At 76.2% G+C, this 16,947-nt stretch carries 16 protein-coding genes; 10 read left to right on the plus strand and 6 right to left on the minus strand.

The window, feature by feature from the left end; translation table 11 throughout:
- Nucleotides 1-43 precede the first annotated feature (43 nt).
- Nucleotides 44-805: a nitrilase-related carbon-nitrogen hydrolase gene (locus tag ACI8AX_RS03610; protein WP_456548426.1), complete on the plus strand. Its 762-nt coding sequence runs from the start codon at nucleotides 44-46 to the stop codon at nucleotides 803-805.
- 69 nt (nucleotides 806-874) lie between these two features.
- On the opposite strand, the gene ACI8AX_RS03615 is transcribed toward ACI8AX_RS03610, so the two are convergent.
- Nucleotides 875-1,783, minus strand: a complete 909-nt coding sequence (locus ACI8AX_RS03615; protein WP_456548427.1) for a DUF2382 domain-containing protein — start codon at nucleotides 1,781-1,783, stop codon at nucleotides 875-877.
- A 165-nt stretch (nucleotides 1,784-1,948) separates the two neighbouring features.
- Between ACI8AX_RS03615 and ACI8AX_RS03620 the strand changes: the two genes are divergently transcribed.
- Both ACI8AX_RS03620 and ACI8AX_RS03625 read left to right on the plus strand, forming a co-directional pair.
- On the plus strand, nucleotides 1,949-3,631 hold the full coding sequence (locus ACI8AX_RS03620) for a CYTH and CHAD domain-containing protein (protein WP_456548428.1): 1,683 nt from the start codon (nucleotides 1,949-1,951) through the stop codon (nucleotides 3,629-3,631).
- Nucleotides 3,632-3,711: 80 nt separating this feature from the next.
- Nucleotides 3,712-4,965 carry a metallophosphoesterase gene (locus tag ACI8AX_RS03625; RefSeq protein ID WP_456548429.1) on the plus strand — a complete coding sequence of 418 codons (1,254 nt, stop codon included), beginning with the start codon at nucleotides 3,712-3,714 and terminating at the stop codon, nucleotides 4,963-4,965.
- On the opposite strand, the gene ACI8AX_RS03630 is transcribed toward ACI8AX_RS03625, so the two are convergent.
- Nucleotides 4,962-5,549 (minus strand): helix-turn-helix domain-containing protein, encoded by a 588-nt coding sequence (locus ACI8AX_RS03630; protein ID WP_456548430.1) that lies wholly within the window; start codon nucleotides 5,547-5,549, stop codon nucleotides 4,962-4,964. The two genes, ACI8AX_RS03625 and ACI8AX_RS03630, sit on opposite strands and share 4 nt — an antisense overlap.
- 143 nt (nucleotides 5,550-5,692) lie before the next feature.
- On the opposite strand from ACI8AX_RS03630, the gene ACI8AX_RS03635 reads away from it, so the two are divergent.
- The 3 genes from ACI8AX_RS03635 to ACI8AX_RS03645 all read left to right on the plus strand — a co-directional run bounded on the left by ACI8AX_RS03635 (nucleotide 5,693) and on the right by ACI8AX_RS03645 (nucleotide 7,423).
- Nucleotides 5,693-6,433, plus strand: a complete 741-nt coding sequence (locus ACI8AX_RS03635) for a GntR family transcriptional regulator (protein ID WP_456548431.1) — start codon at nucleotides 5,693-5,695, stop codon at nucleotides 6,431-6,433.
- Between the two features lie 61 nt (nucleotides 6,434-6,494).
- A complete protein-coding gene (locus tag ACI8AX_RS03640; protein ID WP_456548432.1) occupies nucleotides 6,495-6,968 on the plus strand; it encodes an SRPBCC family protein in 474 nt (157 codons plus the stop codon).
- A 173-nt stretch (nucleotides 6,969-7,141) separates the two neighbouring features.
- On the plus strand, nucleotides 7,142-7,423 hold the full coding sequence (locus tag ACI8AX_RS03645; RefSeq protein ID WP_456548433.1) for a GlsB/YeaQ/YmgE family stress response membrane protein: 282 nt from the start codon (nucleotides 7,142-7,144) through the stop codon (nucleotides 7,421-7,423).
- A 21-nt stretch (nucleotides 7,424-7,444) separates the two neighbouring features.
- Here ACI8AX_RS03645 and ACI8AX_RS03650 read toward each other — a convergent pair whose 3' ends face one another.
- Complete coding sequence (locus tag ACI8AX_RS03650; protein ID WP_456548434.1) at nucleotides 7,445-8,083, minus strand: MBL fold metallo-hydrolase; 639 nt, start codon at nucleotides 8,081-8,083, stop codon at nucleotides 7,445-7,447.
- Nucleotides 8,084-8,200: 117 nt separating this feature from the next.
- On the opposite strand from ACI8AX_RS03650, the gene ACI8AX_RS03655 reads away from it, so the two are divergent.
- Nucleotides 8,201-8,428 carry a hypothetical protein gene (locus ACI8AX_RS03655; protein ID WP_456548435.1) on the plus strand — a complete coding sequence of 76 codons (228 nt, stop codon included), beginning with the start codon at nucleotides 8,201-8,203 and terminating at the stop codon, nucleotides 8,426-8,428.
- Nucleotides 8,429-8,465: 37 nt separating this feature from the next.
- On the opposite strand, the gene ACI8AX_RS03660 is transcribed toward ACI8AX_RS03655, so the two are convergent.
- The 3 genes from ACI8AX_RS03660 to ACI8AX_RS03670 all read right to left on the minus strand — a co-directional run bounded on the left by ACI8AX_RS03660 (nucleotide 8,466) and on the right by ACI8AX_RS03670 (nucleotide 11,966).
- Complete coding sequence (locus ACI8AX_RS03660; RefSeq protein ID WP_456548436.1) at nucleotides 8,466-9,242, minus strand: enoyl-CoA hydratase-related protein; 777 nt, start codon at nucleotides 9,240-9,242, stop codon at nucleotides 8,466-8,468.
- Nucleotides 9,243-9,329: 87 nt separating this feature from the next.
- A complete protein-coding gene (locus ACI8AX_RS03665) occupies nucleotides 9,330-10,982 on the minus strand; it encodes an AMP-binding protein (protein ID WP_456548437.1) in 1,653 nt (550 codons plus the stop codon).
- A 30-nt stretch (nucleotides 10,983-11,012) separates the two neighbouring features.
- Entirely contained in the window at nucleotides 11,013-11,966 is a 954-nt protein-coding gene (locus ACI8AX_RS03670) for a cyclase family protein (protein ID WP_456548438.1), read from the minus strand.
- A 467-nt stretch (nucleotides 11,967-12,433) separates the two neighbouring features.
- Here ACI8AX_RS03670 and ACI8AX_RS03675 point away from each other — a divergent pair, with 467 nt between their 5' ends.
- The 3 genes from ACI8AX_RS03675 to ACI8AX_RS03685 all read left to right on the plus strand — a co-directional run.
- Entirely contained in the window at nucleotides 12,434-14,071 is a 1,638-nt protein-coding gene (locus ACI8AX_RS03675) for a protein kinase domain-containing protein (RefSeq protein ID WP_456548439.1), read from the plus strand.
- A gap of 131 nt (nucleotides 14,072-14,202) precedes the next feature.
- Nucleotides 14,203-15,750, plus strand: a complete 1,548-nt coding sequence (locus ACI8AX_RS03680; RefSeq protein ID WP_456548440.1) for a serine/threonine-protein kinase — start codon at nucleotides 14,203-14,205, stop codon at nucleotides 15,748-15,750.
- A 40-nt stretch (nucleotides 15,751-15,790) separates the two neighbouring features.
- Nucleotides 15,791-16,947: competence/damage-inducible protein A (locus ACI8AX_RS03685; RefSeq protein ID WP_456548441.1), on the plus strand; the 1,157-nt coding region annotated here is incomplete at its 3' end.

Here is a 16,947-nt window from a genome sequence, read left to right on the forward strand (position 1 = left end):
CGCCGCCGGTTCCCGCCGGGACCGGGTCGGGGAGGATGGCGGCGTGAGGATCGCCGCCGTCCAGCACGACATCGCCTGGGAGGACCGGGAGGCCAACTTCGCCCGGCTGGCACCGCAGGTGGCCCGCGCCGCCGCCGCCGGCGCGGAGCTGGTGCTGCTGAGCGAGACCTTCTCCACCGGGTTCTCCATGACGCCGGGCATCGGCGAGCCCGAGGGCGGGCCCTCGTCCTCCTTCCTCTGTGCGCAGGCCGCCGAGCACGGCGTGTGGGTGGCGGGCAGCTGCCCGGAGATCGCCGCCGACGGTGACCTGCCGTTCAACTCGCTGGTGCTGGCCGACCCGGACGGCACGGTGCACCGCTACCGCAAGCTGCACCCCTTCACCCACGGCGGCGAGCACGAGCGGTTCCGCGCCGGCGACGGGCCGGTCACCGTCGAGATCGGCGGGCTGCGGGTCACGCCGTTCATCTGCTACGACCTGCGTTTCGCCGACGTGTTCTGGCGGGCCGCGCTCGACACCGACGTCTACCTGGTCACGGCGAACTGGCCGGCCGCCCGGCGGCTGCACTGGCAGACCCTGCTGCAGGCGCGGGCGATCGAGAACCAGGCCTACGTCGTCGGCTGCAACCGGGTCGGCACGGCCGGCGACGGCACCGAGCACGCCGGCGACAGCCGCATCGTCAGCCCGATGGGCGAGCTGCTGGCCACCGCGGCCGGGGTGGAGACCGTCGTCCTCGCCGACGTCGACGCCGCCGAGGTGGCCGCCACCCGCGACCGCCTCCGGTTCCTCCCCGACCGCCGCGGCTGAGGGAGGACCCGCTCGCCCCCCACCGCTCGCAGGCTCGCGGCGGGCCCCTGCGACGGGGCGGACGAGGCGTCAGCGGGCGGGGGAGCCGCTCTGGTCGACGACGATCCGCTCGCGCTGCACCTGCTCGGTCACCTGCTCGGTGCCCGTGACCACCTCGGTGCGCAGCCGCACCCGCTCGACCGGCACCACCTCGACGGAGACGACGGGCCGCTCTGCGTGCAGCACGATCTCCTCGGGCAGCCCGCCCTCGACGACCGGGATCGGCGAGGTCGTCGGGTGCGCCGGGTCCGCCGCCGGGCCCGCCGCCGGGCCCGCGCCGGGCGTCACCAGGGACTCACCGGGGCCGGGGTCGGGGGCGTCGAGGGGCACCTCCTCGATCCGGATCTCCTCGCGCCGGATCGGCACGGTGATCTGGACCTCCTCGGTGACCACGTACTTCACCAGGCGCGCCCGCGTGGTCGCGACCCGCTCGGTGGTGACGCGCAGCTGCTCCTCGCTGCGGGTCATCGCGCCGTCGTCGGACGCCGGCCGCGCGGGGGCCGGCGCGGGCACCGGCGGCGGAGCCGCCACCACCGGCGTCTCCGCGGTGGGCGGCTCGACGGCGGGGGCCCGGCCCGGGTCGGTGGCCGGGGCGGTCTCGGGAGCCGTCTGCGGGGTGGCCGGCAAGGCGGTGTCGAGCCCGTAGTGGCGGCGCAGCTCGGCCTCGTCGGAGGGGTCGAGGTGGTCGCCGGTCAGGTGGGGCGCCGAGCGGACGGCGTCCTTGGTGACGTGCAGCCGCAGGCCGCCGTCGACGTAGGCGGCGTCGACCGCCGGGACGATGGAGTGCCGGGTCCCGAACAGCCCGGTGGTGACCGCTGCCCACGTCGGGGCGCCGGTGCGGTCGTCGACGAAGAAGTGCTCGACGGTGCCGATCCTCTCGCCGTCGGGCCCGTAGGCCGGGCTGCCGATCGCGGCCGAGACCTCGCGCTCGCTGAGCATGGGTGGGCTCCCCTCGCAGGACCGTCCCGCGGACGGTGTCGTCCGCCAGCGTGCCCAGCGGCCGGGCCGGGTGAACATCGTGACCCCACGGCGTTCACCTGCGTGATCTACCGTCGGCGGACACCGGCGGCCGGAGCACACGGCCCCAGCGAGGAGGACGACGCAGTGGGTGGGCACGTCGAGATCGAGCGCAAGGTCGAGCCGGGCCCGGACTACGCGCTCCCCGACCTGACGGCCGTCGAGGGCGTGGCCGCCGTCGGCGAGCCGGTCGAGCACTCCCTGGCGGCCACCTACTTCGACACCGCCGACCTGCGGCTGGCCCGGGCGCGGGTCACGCTGCGCCGGCGCACCGGGGGCACGGACGCGGGCTGGCACCTCAAGCTGCCCGCCGGGGACGCCCGCGAGGAGCGGCACCACCCGCTGGGCCCCCGTCGCGCGACGCCGCCCAAGGCCGTCCTGGAGCCGGTGCTCGGCATCGTCCGCACCGCCCCGGTGGCCGCGGTGGCGACGCTGGACACCACCCGGGTGGTGACGCCGGTGCTGGCCGAGGACGGGCGGGTGCTCGCCGAGGTCGCCGACGACACCGTCACCGGCACCGCGCACGCGGCCGGGCCCGACGAGGCGGCCACGGTCACCTCCTGGCGGGAGGTCGAGGTCGAGCTGGTCGAGGGCGACACCGCGCTGCTCGAGGCGCTCGTGGCCGCGCTCGTGGCCGCCGGCGCCACGCCGTCGGACTCCCCGTCGAAGCTCGCGCGCGTGCTCGCCGGCCGGCTCCCGGCACCGTCGCCCACCCCTGCCGGCTCCACGCCGGCGGAGCGGGAGGACGGGAGCGGCGGCAAGGCCGAGGGCAAGGGCAGGAAGGGCGAGAAGGGCAGGAAGGGCGAGAAGGGCAGGAAGCGCGAGAAGGGCAGGAAGGGCAGGAAGGGCGAGGAGGCCGAGGGCGGGGACGGCGGGGAGCGCGCCGTCCCGACCGCTGCCGAGGTGGTCCTCGGCGCCCTGCGCGACCAGGTCGCCGCGCTGCAGGCCGCCGACCTGCTGGTGCGCACCGGGCACCCCGACGGCATCCACGACCTGCGGGTCGCCTGCCGGCGGCTGCGCAGCGTCCTCGCCGCCTTCCGGCCGGTCCTCGAGCGCACCAGCACCGACCCGCTGCGCGAGGAGCTGCGCTGGGTCGGGGCCGCGCTGTCCGCCGCCCGCGACGGCGAGGTGGCGCTGGCCCACCTGCGCGAGCTCGTGGCCGCCCAGCCGGTCGAGCAGGTGCGCGGGCCGGTGGTCGCGCGGCTGCAGACCGCGGCCGTGCAGGACGCCGAGGCAGGCCGGCGCAAGGCGCAGCGCACGCTCTCCGACCGCCGCTACCTCACGGTGCTGGACTCCCTCGACGCGCTGCTGGCCGCGCCCCCGCTGGCCGAGGCCGCGTCGGAGCCGGCCCCCGCCGTGCTCGCGGCGGCGGTCAGGCGCATCGGCAAGCGGCTGGCCGCGCGGATCGAGGTCGCCCGCGCCGCGGACGAGGAGACCCCGCACGAGGACTCCCCGCTGCACGACGTGCGCAAGGCCGCCAAGCGGGTGCGGTACACGGCCGAGGTCGCCGTCCCGGTGCTCGGCGAGCCGGCCGAGGCGCTGGTGCGGTGCATGAAGGACGTGCAGGAGGACCTGGGGTCCGCGCAGGACACGGTGGCCACGCGGGACTGGTGCCTGCGGCTGGGCCGGGCCGCCGGGGCCGCCGGGGAGCCGACCTGGACCTGGGGACGCCTGTACGCCCTCGAGGAGGCCCGCGCCGCCGCCTGCGCCGTCGCGTTCTGGCGGCGCGAGCCCGAGCTGCGTCCGGTCGTGCGCGCCGCGGCGAAGTGACCCCGTCCCCCGCCCGCACGAGCTGAGGTGCGTCCCCGCTGTCCCTGATCTCCCTGCTGGGCTTCGCCACGGTGGTGCTGGTGGCCGTCGCCCTGCTGAACGGCTACCTCTGGTTCCGCCTGGTCCGCAGCACCACCCGGCCGGGCCGCTGGCGCCGCCGGCTGACCTGGCTGGCCGTCGTCCTCGCCGCGCTGCCGGTCGCCGCGCTGCTGCTGCGCCGCACCCTGCCGCTGGACGCCGCCGCACCGCTGGACTGGGCCGGCTACCTCTGGCTCGGCACGTCCTTCTACCTGTTCCTGGCGCTGCTGGCGGTGGAGCCGGTGCGCCTGGTCCTGCGCCGCTGGGCCCGGCGCCCACGGCCGGCGCCCGTCGCCGCGGCGGCCGTCCCGGCGTCCGTCGCCCCGGGCGCCCGGGAGGCACTCGCCGAGCCGGATGACGAGCCGGGCGCCGGGCCCGGGGAGGACCGCGATGCGCCGGGCGCGCCGGACCCCTCCCGCCGGCTGTTCCTGGCCCGCTCGCTCGCCGTGACCGCCGGCGCGGTGGCGCTGGGCACCGCCGGGACCGGCGTGTACCTGGCGAACTCGGCCCCGGTGGTCCGGCGGGTGCCGGTCACGCTGCGCGGCCTGGACCCCGCTCTGGACGGCCTGCGCATCGTCACCTTCTCCGACGGCCACCTGTCGGCGACCTACGGCGGCCGGCGCTTCGAGCGCCTCGTGGAGACGGTCAACGAGCAGCGGCCCGACGTGGTGGCGATCGTCGGCGACCTGGTCGACGGCGACGTCGACGAGCTGCGCGAGGAGGCCGCTCCGCTGGCCGACCTGGTGAGCGGGCAGGGCGTCTTCTTCGTCACCGGCAACCACGAGTACTTCGTCGACACCAGGGCGTGGCTGCGGCACCTCCCCACCCTCGGCGTCGACGTGCTGCGCAACGAGCGGGTCGCCATCGGCCGCGGCGGGGCGACGTTCGACCTCGCCGGCATCGACGACCGGACCGCCGCGAGCTCGGGGCTGGCCGGCCACGGGGCCGACCTCGACGCGGCGCTGGACGGCCGCGACGACGCCGTCCCGGTCGTGCTGCTGGCCCACCAGCCGGTGCAGGTCGAGCAGGCTCGCGCCGCCGGGGTGGACCTGCAGCTGTCCGGGCACACCCACGGCGGCCAGCTGTGGCCCTTCGACTACGCGATCCGGCTCGACCAGCCGGCGGTCGAGGGGCTGTCGCGGCACGGCGACACCCAGCTGTACGTGACCTCCGGGGCCGGCTACTGGGGCCCGCCGATGCGGATCGGCGCCCGGCCGGAGGTGACCGTGGTGGAGCTGCGCGCGCCCGGGGCCTAGACCGGTCCGCCCAAGCGGCGCAGCGTGGTCAGCACCTCGTGGGCCACCTCCACCGGTGAGCGGGCGCCGCCCTCCTCCGCCCAGCGCAGCAGGACCAGGGTGTAGGAGGAGAACAGCGCGATGACCACGAGCTCGGTGGCCAGCCGCCGGTCCGGTGTCATCGCCGTGGGGGGCAGCGACTCCAGCACGATCTCGGCGGTGGCGCGCTCGTACTCCGCCGCCCGGAGCCGCAGGCCCGGCGTCGCCACCACGACCCGCCAGCGGTCCAGCATCTCCTGGAGGTCGCGGTCCTGGGGCAGGGAGAGCCAGTCGAGCATCGCGTCGCGCACGCTGGCGAAGACCGAGTCGGTGACCGGGCGGGCGGCCAGCGCCGCCATCACCGCGGGCCGGTCCGGCATCGGCAGGACCACGTGCTCCTTGTTCGGGAAGTGCGCGTAGAAGGTGGGTACCGAGACACCCGCCTCGCGGGCGATCTCCCCCACGGAGACGTCCTCGTAGCCGCGCTCGAGGAACAGGCGCATGGCCACGTCGTAGATGCGCCGGTGCGTCTCGGCGCGCCGGCGGTTGCGCGGGTCGTGCGACACGGGGCAGAACCTGCCACGTCCCGGCCGTGATCGGGCGGTCGCGGTGGCCGATCGGGGCAAGTCGTTGACGTCGTGACGATCCGTCGAGGGAGACGTCCCAGACGACATGACGTCCGGACGTCTGGCGGACGTATGGTCGGGCGGTGACCAGCGCTGTGGCGGGACCGAAGTACCTGTCGGTCCGGGAGCACCTGCGCCGCCGTGTCTCCGCGCTCCCGGAGCACACCCTGCTGCCCCCGGAGCCGGTCCTGTGCGCCGAGTACGGCGTCAGCCGGATCACCCTGCGCCGCGCCGTCGACGGCCTCGTCGCCGACGGGCACCTCGTGCGCGAGCAGGGCCGCGGCACCTTCGTGACCCGGCCGGGGATCCGGCACGAGTACCGCGAGAGCTTCGTGCACCGCATCGCCGGCTGGAGCTCGCTGATGGCCGAGCAGGGGGCCCAGGTGGGCACCGAGGTGCTCACCCAGCGGGTCGTGCCGGCGCCGGTGGCGATCGCCGCCGAGCTGGACCTCGAGGTGGCCGCGGACGTCGTCGAGCTGGTGCGGCTGCGCAGCGTCGACGGTGCCCCCAACCACGTGGCCCACAGCTTCCTGCCCGCGGCCCTCTTCCCCCGGGCGGCCGAGGCGCGCCTCGACGACGGCTCGCTCTACGACTTCCTGCGGCAGGAGTACGGAGCCGACCTGGCGCACGCCCGGATCGTGGTCGACGTCGGCACGGCGACGCCGGAGGAGGCCGACCAGCTGCGGATCGTGGCCGGCTCCCCGCTGCTCGTCGTCCGCACGACCGTGCGCGACAGCGGCGGCCACCCGCTGGTGCACAGCTACTCGCGGCTGCGGCCCGACGTCAGCCGGGTCGAGTTCGAGGTCTCGGTCACCGGCCGCTGAGGCCGGCGCCCGGCTCCCCGGGGGCCGGGCTCCCCGGGGGCCTGGGGGATGCTGGGTCACCGTGACGACGACGACGGCCAGCGGCAGCCGCGAGGTCCCCGAGTCGCGGGACGTGGTGTGGCGGGCGCTGGCGGTGCTGGCCCCGTACTGCCCGGTCTGCGACGTCTCCTACGTCGTGGCCGGCAGCGGCCCGCCGGGGAAGGGCACCCGCTTCGTCTGCGTCCCCGGGGAGCTGCCCGAGGGCGAGACGCCGCGGGCGGGTGCGCCGGAGGGGGAGATCGTCGAGTGGCGGCCCCGCCGGGCGGTGACCACCCGCCTGGAGCTCACGCCCGAGACGTGGACGACGACGATCGAGCTCGACGACGTCGCGGGCGGCGGCACGCGGGTCACCATCACCGTCGGTCACGAGCCGCGGAAGAAGAACCGGCTGGTCGACCGGGTGCTGCGCAGCAGCGTCCAGCGGCTGGTGCAGTCCACCGTCGACGGCGAGCTCGCCAAGGTCCCCGAGCACGTCGCGCGGCTCACCGCGGCCTGACCGGCGCAGGAGCGCCCCCCGGACGGGTGACCTCCGTGCATCACCGGGTGTGTCGCCGGGTATGGGGGGTCCACCAGGCGCCCGATCGGGGGTGACGGCGCCACCGGTGCACCGGCCCCGGGCACCCGGCGACCGCCGGGACCGCCCAGCCGGTCGGACTGAAGGAGATCGCTGTGGTTGTCCAGATCATCGGGCTCATCGTCGTGGGCGCCGTCATCGGCATGCTCGCCCGTCTGCTCACCCCGGGCCGCCAGCACATGAGCATCCTCGCCACCGTCCTGCTCGGCGTCGTGGGCGCCATCATCGGTGGCCTCATCGGCGGCCTGATCAACGACAGCACGAGCCCGTTCGAGCTCAACGTGCTGGGCTTCATCTTCGCCGTCGTCGCCGCGTTCCTGCTGGTCGGCGTGGCCGAGCGGATGTCGTCGGGGCGCAGCCACCGCGCCGTCCGCTGATCCAGCCGGCCGCCGGGGGACTCAGAGCTCGACCGAGTCCCCCGGCGCCAGCCGGCTGTAGGGCGTCGGGGTCCCGGGCCCCCGCTCGCCGAGCAGGCCACCCACCAGCCCCAGCCCGATGTCGTTGAGCGGCGCGTCGTGCACGGCGTACGCCTGGTCGGCGTCCACCGCGCGGACGTAGTCGATCACCTCCGACAGCTTCAGCCAGGGCGCGTAGACCGGCAGCAGCAGCGTCGTCACCGCCGCGCCGGGCACCGTGAACGCGTCCCCCGGGTGGAAGACCTCGCCGCCCACCAGGAACCCGACGTTCCCGATCTGCGGGATCTCCGGGTGGATGACCGCGTGCAGCTCCCCGTGCACCGTGACGTCGAACCCCGCGACGGTGACCGCGTCCCCGTCGCCCACCACGTGCACCCGCGTCCCCAGGCCCTCCAGCCGGCCGGCGACCGAGCCGTTGGTCCACACCTCCAGCGCCGGGTCGGCCTCCATCGCCGCCCGCAGCGCGTCCGGGGCGAAGTGGTCGGGGTGCTCGTGGGTGATCAGCACCGCGCTGGCCCCGCGCAGCACCGCCGGGTCGGTGAAGACCCCCGGGTCCAGGACCAGCCGCCGGTCGTCCTCGGCGAGGACGACGCACGCGTGGCCCTGCTTCGTCAGCTCCATGCCCGCATCCTGCTCCCCTCACCGAGGGTCACGCCGGGGTGTCGTGCCCTCACCCGCCGGGGTGAGACGCCGCCGCCCGGACTGTGCCCTGCGCCACCGGCGACCGACCTTGTGGTCATGACCGCCACCGTCGCCCGCACCAGCACCTTCGCCGCCGCCCGCAGCCGGGCGCACGGCCCCACCGCCGCCCTCTGGCACGCCGTCGAGGTGCACCGCGACCCGAGCGAGGTCGACGGGGCCTGCGAGCTGACCCTGTGCGGCTCCCTCGCGCGGGTCACCGTGGAGCAGAGCTGGCCCGTCGCCGACCGCGACGTCTGCGTCTCCTGCGTCGTCCTCTCCCGCTAGGGCCCGTCCCCGCGCCCGGCCGGTACGGGTCCGCCGCTCAGCGGCCGGTGAACACCGGCGGGCGCTTGGCCAGGAACGCCTCCACCGCCTCGCGGTGGTCGGCGGTCGTGCCCAGCGGCGTCTGCAGCTGTGCCTCGAGGGCCAGCGTCTCCTCCAGCGAGTCGGTCGCCGCGGTGGCCAGCACGGTCTTCACCGCGCGGTAGGCGGCGGTGGGCCCGGAGGCCAGCCGCACGGCCAGGGCACGGGCCTCGCCCGCGACCTCCCCGGCGGGGACGACGCGGTGCACCAGCCCCCACTGCTCGGCGGTCTCGGCCGGGAAGGCCTCGGGCAGCAGCAGCAGCTGGGCCGCCCGCGAGCCGCCGACGCAGTGCACCAGCCGGGAGGCCAGCGCCGAGTCGCTGGACAGGCCGATCCCGGTGAAGGCGGTGGTGAACTTGGCGCCGGCCGCCGCGATGCGCAGGTCACCGGCGAGCGCCAGGCCCATGCCGGCGCCGGCGCACGCGCCGTTGATCCCCACCACGACCGGCACCCGCAGCGCCGAGAGCGCCAGCACCAGCGGGTTGTACTCGTCCTCGACGATCGACAGCGACGTCCCGGCGTCCCCGCGCAGCGACTCCACGTGCTCGGCGAGGTCCTGCCCCACGCAGAACGCCCGGCCCGAGCCGGTGAGCAGCACCGCGCGGACGGACTCGTCGGCGGCCACCTCCGTGACGACGGCCAGCAGCTCCCGCCGCAGCGCCGAGGTCAGCCCCGGCTGCAGCAGGGTGATCGTCGCGACGCCGTCCGCGTCCTCCCGGGACACCGTGCTCGCCATCCGTCGTCCTCCCGCGCGTGTCGACCCGGGCCCGCGACCGCCGCGGACCCGGGCGACACCCTGCCACGCGCCCGCCGGCGCCCCCGGTCAGCGCCCCCGGAGCTCGCGGCGGAGGATCTTGCCGGTCACCGTCTTGGGCAGCTCGACGATGACCTCCACCTGGCGCGGGTACTTGTAGGCGGCCATCCGCTCCCGGCAGTGCGCGATGAGCTCCTCCGGCGTCGCCTGCGCCCCGGCCTTGAGGCTGACGTAGGCCTTGACCGTCTCCCCGCGCTTCTCGTCGGGGACGCCGACGACGGCGGACTCGCGGACGGCCGGGTGCTCGGCCAGCACGTCCTCGACCTCGCGCGGCCACACCTTGTAGCCCGACGCGTTGATCATGTCCTTCTTGCGGTCGACGATGAACACCCAGCCGTCGGGGTCCATGAAGCCGACGTCGCCGCTGCGCAGCGCCCCGCCCGGCAGGTTGGCCGCGGTCTCCTCCGGCTTGCCCCAGTAGCCGGCCACCACCTGCGGCCCCTCGGCGACGATCTCGCCGACCTCGCCCAGCGGCAGGTCCCGGTGCTCGTCGTCCTGGATCCGCACGACCGTGTTCGGCGCCGGGGTCCCCACCGACAGGGCACCCGAGGTCGGGTCCACCGGCGACGGCGAGCCGAAGGGGGTGACCGTCATCGGCGACGTCGTCTCGGTGAGGCCGTAGGCGTTGTGCACCTGGATGCCCGTCGCCTCCTTGAACGCCTTCTCCGCGGTCGGCGAGATGGCCGCGCCGCCGGAGTAGACCGAGGTGAACGAGGCGAAGTGGTCCCGGGTGAACCCCGGGGCGTTGAGCAGGGCGTTGAGCGCCGTGATCGCCCCGATCGTGAACGCCGGCCGGTGCTCGAGCAGGGCGTCGAGCACCACCTGCGGCTCGAACCGGTAGGCCAGCACCAGCGGCGCCGGCACGAGCATGCTCACCGCGATGTGCCCGATCAGCCCGGTGATGTGGAACAGCGGGGCGATGCCGAAGATCGACCCGTCGCGCCCGGCGTGCGCCCAGTCCCGGTAGACCTGCGCGGTGAAGACGACGTTGCGGTGGGTGTTCATCGCGCCCTTGGGCACCCCGGTCGTCCCTGAGGTGTAGGTCAGGAACGCGACGTCGTCCGGGCCCAGGGAGGGCGCCGGCGGGGTCTGCCCCCGGTGGCGGCCGGCGAACTCGAGCAGGTCCTCGGTGCCCTCGTGCCGCTGCCGCCGGGTGGCGGAGAACAGCCGCTCGTCGTCGCGGGTTTGGAAGTCCAGCTCGCTGGTGGTGAGCACCAGCCGGACGTCGGTGTCGGGGACGACGTCACGCGCGACCTCGTCGTACAGGGCCTCCAGCGAGAGCAGCACCGTGGCCCCGGAGTCCTTCAACAGGTACGACAGCTCGCGCGTCCGGCTCATCGGGTTGATCGACACCATGACGCCGCCGGCCTTCCAGGTCGCCACCATCGCGACGACGAACTGGGGCACGTTCTGCAGGTAGACGGCGAGGCGGTCGCCCGGGGAGAACCCCGAGGCGAGCAGCCCGGCGGCGAGGGCGTCGCTGAGCTCGTCGAGCTCGCGCCGGGTGACCGTGCCGTCGAAGTAGTGCAGGGCGACGCCGTCGGGGTCCCGCTCCACGCCGGCGCGGTACATCTCCAGCGCGTTCCCGAACTCGATCTCGTAGTCGGCCGGCTGCCCCTCGGCGTAGCGGGCCAGCCAGGGGCGCTGGTCGTAGACACTCACGTCGGTACCTCGTGGGCGCTCACGCCGCGCTTACTTGATCGCCAGCGGGTTGACCGGCGAACCGGTGGCCAGGTGGATCTTCAGCGGCGCGGCGGCCCACAGGAAGGCGTACTGGCCGTCCTCGGCGCAGTCGGCGGCCAGGTCCTCCAGGTCGCAGATCTCGGTGAGGGTGACGCCCAGGTTGCGCATCAGCGCGCAGTGCAGCGGCAGCGCGGTGCCGTTGTTCGGGTCGAAGGTGACCTCGTTGGCGATGGTGTCGGTGGCCAGGTTCGGGATCTCCATGTCCTGGAACCAGCGCACCAGCTCGGGGCTGTAGACCAGGCCGGGCTCGTTGAAGCCCTCGTAGAACGCGTCGCCCTGCTCGTGGAACAGCTGCAGGAAGTTGGTCCGGACCACCAGGACGTCACGCTTCTCGATGGGCGTGCCCTGGGCCTCGGCGCAGGCCACCAGGTCCTCGTGGGTGAAGGTCTCGCCCTTGTCGAGGGTCGGCTTCCCGCGGAAGCGGGCCATGTCGAGGAGGAGCCCGCGGCCGACGACGCCGCGCCGCGCGATCGGCTCGACGCTGGCCTTGTCCATGCCGCCGACCGTGGTGCGGGCGTCGTAGCCGTTCCAGATCTGGCCGCCGTACCAGACGTGGCCCAGCGCGTCGTACTGCGTGGAGCCCTGGAGGAAGGCGTTGATCTTGTCGTCGGCGTAGTGCAGGCCGCCGGGGAACTGCGGGGCGTCGGGGGAGTCCCAGCTGGACTCGTCGAGGATCTGCGTGCGCTCGGCCGGGGTGCGCCCGGGCCACACCGGGTCGCCCTTGGGGTCGCCGATCAGCCGCTGGAGGGTGAACACCTTGCCCTGGCGGACGTGCCGGATGCCGCGCATGACCTCGTCCGCGGTCAGGTAGTTGAGCGCGCCGACCTCGTCGTCCTCACCCCACTTGCCCCAGTTGGTGGGGGCGTCGGCCAGGACCTCGGTCATGTCGGGGGCGTCGGGCACGTCGGTCTCCTCGTCGTCGAGGGGGCAGGGACGTGCCCACCGTCACAGTGCCGGCTCCGGCCCGGCAAGCGCCGGGGGAGACGAGGGCGCGCCGCTGCAACGTCTCCGCAACGTCGGCTCACGCTGACCGTCGCTCCGGCCCCACCCTGTCCACCACCCCCGACGGCGTGGACCGCGCCGGGCCGGCCGGCCGGCGGCCCGCCCCGCCGGCCGAGCTGCCCGCAGGTCGCCGTGCACGCCGTCCGCGACCTCGTGCGGCCGGGGCACGCGTCCTGGGCGGTGTTCGCCTGCCCGCCCGAGGGCCGCGACGACGCCGCCCTGGTGGGGCCGGGGTGCTCCCCGCGGGCTGACGCCCCGGGACTGACACGGCGTCCAGAGGAGTCGACGCTCTGTTACCAGAGTGACGCCTGGGACCCACCCCACGGGGCGCTCCCGCCTGGGAGGATGTGCGGGGTCGGCAGGGGTGCGTGGAGGGGTGGACCGCGGTGGTGGAGCCGGGGCGGCAGAGCCTGGGTGAGCGCTACGAGCTCACCGGGCTGATCGCCTCCGGAGGCATGGGCCAGGTCTGGCGCGGCACCGACGTGCTGCTGGGCCGCCCGGTCGCCGTCAAGGTCCTGCGCAGCGAGTACACCGGCGACCCCACGTTCGTCGCCCGGTTCCGCGCCGAGGCGCAGCACGCGGCGGCGCTGTCGCACCCGAACATCGCCAGCGTCTTCGACTACGGGGAGACCCGGTCGGAGCACGGCGAGACGCTGGCCTACCTCGTGATGGAGCTCGTCGAGGGCGAGCCCCTGTCAGCGGTGCTGCGCCGCGAGGGCCGGCTCGACGCCCCGACCACCCTGTCGGTGCTGCAGCAGACCGCCTCGGCCCTGGCCGAGGCGCACCGGGTCGGGCTGGTCCACCGCGACGTCAAGCCGGGCAACATCCTCGTCTGCCCCGACGGCCAGGTGAAGATCACCGACTTCGGCATCGCCTGGTCGGCCGGCAGCGTGCCCCTGACCCGCACCGGCCAGGTCATCGGCACCCCGCAGTACCTCTCCCCGGAGCAGGCCGAGGGGCGGCTGGCCACCCCGGCCAGCGACGTGTACGCCCTCGGCCTGGTCGGCTACGAGTGCCTGGCCGGCCACCCGGCCTTCGACGGCGACAACGCCGTCACGATCGCGCTCAAGCAGCTGCGCGAGGACCCCGAGCCGCTGCCCGACGGCCTGCCGACGGGGGTCCGCACGATCATCACCCGGGCGCTGGCCAAGGACCCGGCGGCGCGGATGGCCGACGGCGCGGCCTTCGCCGCCGCCGTGGCCGAGGCCCGGGCCGGGCGGCTGCCCGAGCTCGCGGAGACCGGCGGGCGCGCGGCGCCGCTGGGGACCCCGCCCGGCTCGGCCGCCGACGCCGACGCCGGCCCGGCCACCGTCGCCGCCGGCGCGCACCGGTCGCCGCCGGTCCCCGTCCGCCGGCGGGCCAACGCGCTGCTCGTGCCGATCGTCGCGCTGCTGCTGGGCGCCGCGGCCGCGGCCGGGGTGTTCCTCGCGGTGTCCGGTGCCACGCCGTCCTCGCCGGTGGCCGCCGCGCAGACGCAGGAGGCCGGCACGGTGCGCCTCGCCGCCGGCGACTACGTGGGCCGGCCGATCGACGACGTCGCCGCCCAGCTCTCCGCGCTCGGCCTGACCGTGTACCGCCACCCCGAGGTCACCGACGAGGGGGAGCCCGACGCCGTCACGCGGTTGGACCCCACCGGCCGGGCGCTCGAGGCCGGCGACCGGGTGGACGTCTGGTACGCCGTCGTGCCCGGCGACGACGCCCGTCCCTCCACCTCGCGGAGCCCGGGCGGCGGGGTGGCCGTGGTCGGCGGGGACGACGCGGAGCCCACCGGCGACACCCTGCCGGGCCCGCTGCCCAGCTCCGGTGCCTCGCCCACCCCGACCTCCACGCCGACGGCGCCCGGCTCGCCGACCACGACCACGCCGGGAACGACGACCCCGACGACGAGCAAGCCGGCCACCGGCACGCCGACCGACGTCACCTCGGGGCCGACCGGCGAGCCGACCGGCACGGGCACGACCACGTCCGGTCCGCCGGCCACCACCACGGCCACCCCGCCCGCCTGAGCCCACCCGGCCGACCCCCGGCCGCCGGCCGGTTGCACCCCATCGGGTGGCGTCGCGCCCCGGGGGTTTCCGGGACGGCTGCGTGTGGAACCCCCGACGGGCACGGGGACGGGAGCCGGGGGGTAGGGCGAGTGGGTGGACCGGTCCGTCGCGTCCTCGGGGACCGCTACGAACTCGTGGAGCTGCTGGCCTCCGGCGGCATGGGCCGGGTGTGGCGCGCCCGCGACCGGCGGCTCGGCCGCCCCGTGGCGGTGAAGGTGCTGCGCGGGGAGTACACCGACGACGCGGTCTCCCTGGCGCGCTTCCGGGCCGAGGCGCAGGTGTCGGCGCGGTTGCGGCACCGCAACATCGCCGCCCTGCACGACTACGGCGAGGCGACCGGACCCGACGGGGAGGTGTGCGCCTACCTGGTGATGGAGCTCGTCGAGGGCGAGTCGCTCGCCGACCGGCTGGCGCGCGAGCCCCGCCCCCCGCTGGAGCTGGTGCTCGACGTCGTCGACCAGACCGCGGCGGCGCTGGCCGCGGCGCACGCGGCGGGCGTGGTGCACCGGGACGTCAAGCCCGGCAACGTCCTGCTCGGCGCCGACGGCGTCGTCCGCATCACCGACTTCGGCATCGCGTGGTCCACCACCAGCGCGCCGCTGACCCGCACCGGGCAGGTCGTCGGCACGGCCTGCTACCTGTCCCCGGAGCAGGCGGAGGGGCGCCAGGCCACGCCGGCCAGCGACGTCTACGCGCTCGGCATGATCGCCTACGAGTGCCTGGCCGGGCGGCGCGCGTTCGACGGTGACAACCCGGTGCAGATCGCGCTCCGGCAGATCCGGGAGGTGCCCGCGCCGCTGCCCGACGACGTGCCGGAGAACGTGCGCCGGCTCGTGGACCGGCTGCTGGCGAAGGACCCCGACGACCGCCTCCAGGGCGGGGACGAGGTGCGGGCCGCCGTCGCCGACGTGCGCGCCGGCCGCCGGCTGGACCCGGTGCCCACCCCGCGCACGCGGGCGTTCGACGTCCCCGTCGCCCCCCGCCGGCGCGGGCGCCGGCTGCTGGTCCCGGTCGCCACCCTGCTCGTCGGCGCCGGCCTGGGCGTCGGTGCCCTGCAGCTGGCGGCGGGCCCGGCCGTCGTCCCGCCGGCCGCCGCGGCCGACGACGAGGCGCCACCGGCTCCGGCGGTCGAGGTGCTCGCCGGGGACCTCCTGGGCCGCCCCGCCGACGAGGTGGAGGCCGAGCTGGTGCGGCGGGGGCTGCAGGTGGCGCGGGTCGAGCAGCCGACGGCGCTGACGCCGCCGGGGCTGGTGACCGGCGTCAGCCCCTCCGGCCGGCTCGCCCCCGGCACGGTGGTCACCCTGACCGTCGCCACGGCGCCGCCCGTCCCGGCGCCGGCGCCTCCGGAGCCCGGCGCGTCGACCGGCGCCGGGTCGCTGGCCGTGGCGCCGTCCGTCCCGTCGCCGCAGAGCGCGCCGGCGCCGGCGGCACCGGAGCCGGTGAGCGCGCCGTCGGGGACCGGGGGCGGTGCGGCCGCGAGCGGGGACGGCGGCTCGGGGAGCGGCCACGAGGGCGCGGGCAGCGGCGACCCCGGGAACGGCAACGGCAACCCGGGGAACGGCAACGGCAACGGCAACGGCGGCAGCGGCAACGGGGGCGGCAACCGGGGGAACGGCAACGGCAACGGCCGGGGCTGACCCCTCTGCGCCCGCCTCCGGCTCCTTCTAGGGTCGGTGCGTGGGCACGCGCGCGGGCATCGTCGTCACCGGGACCGAGGTGCTCACCGGGCGGGTGGCCGACCGGAACGGGCCCTGGCTGGCCGAGCAGCTGCGGCAGCGGGGACTGGACGTCGCCGCGGTCGTGGTCGTCGGCGACCGGCCGGAGGACCTGCGGGCGGCGCTGGCCTTCCTCGCCGGTGCCGGCACCGACCTGCTCATCACCTCCGGCGGGCTCGGCCCGACCGCCGACGACCTCACCGCCCAGGTGGTCGGCGACTGGCACGGTCGCCCCTCCGCGGTCGACCCGGCGCTGCAGGAGCGGATCGGGGCGGTCGTCGCCCGGCTGACCGCCCGGCGGGGGTGGCGGGTCGACCCGGAGGCGCAGGCGGCCGGCGTGGCCAAGCAGGCCCGGGTGCCCGCCGGGGCGATCGTGCTCGAGCCGGTCGGGACCGCCCCGGGGCTCGTCGTCCCGCCGAGGGAGGGCCGGGCCGGGCCGCCGGTCGTCGTCCTCCCCGGCCCGCCGCCGGAGCTGCAGGGCATGTGGCCGGCGGCGCTGGCCGCCGAGCCGGTCGCCCGGGTGCTGGCCGCGGGCGGCGAGCTGCGCCAGGAGACCGTCCGGCTGTGGGGCACGCTGGAGGCGCAGCTGGCCGCCACGCTGCGCGACCACGACGCCGAGCTGGCCGGCCTGGAGGTCACGACCTGCCTGCGCGACGGCGAGCTGGAGATCGTCACCCGCTTCGGCCCCGAGGCCCAGCCGGCCTACGACCGGCTGTCGGCGCTGCTGGCCGACGAGTACGGGGACACGCTGTTCTCGACCGGCCCGACCGTCGACGACCTGGTCGCCGGGGCGCTGGAGGCGCAGGGCCGCACGATCGCCACCGCCGAGTCGTGCACCGGCGGGCTGCTCGTGGGCCGGCTGACCGAGCGCGCCGGCTCCTCCGCGTGGGTGCTCGGCGGGGTGTGCTCCTACGCCAACTCGGCGAAGGAGGCGATGGTCGACGTCCCGGCGGCGGTGCTCGCCGAGCACGGCGCGGTCAGCCCGCAGGTGGCGCGGGCGCTGGCCGACGGCGCCCGCGCCCGCTTCGGGGCCGACGTCGGTGTGGGGATCACCGGCATCGCCGGGCCGGGCGGGGGGACGCCGGAGAAGCCGGTCGGCACCGTCCACCTGTGCGCGGT

Source organism: Blastococcus sp. SYSU D00813, assembly GCF_054050735.1.

What these genes read in the sequence shown, in the direction of transcription:
- ACI8AX_RS03655 (WP_456548435.1), top strand. Translation starts at nt 8,201, where the DNA reads ATGACCGCCACCGTCGCCCGCACCAGCACCTTCGCCGCCGCCCGCAGC.
- ACI8AX_RS03650 (WP_456548434.1), bottom strand. Translation starts at nt 8,083, where the DNA reads ATGGAGCTGACGAAGCAGGGCCACGCGTGCGTCGTCCTCGCCGAGGAC.
- ACI8AX_RS03660 (WP_456548436.1), bottom strand. Translation starts at nt 9,242, where the DNA reads ATGGCGAGCACGGTGTCCCGGGAGGACGCGGACGGCGTCGCGACGATC.
- ACI8AX_RS03615 (WP_456548427.1), bottom strand. Translation starts at nt 1,783, where the DNA reads ATGCTCAGCGAGCGCGAGGTCTCGGCCGCGATCGGCAGCCCGGCCTAC.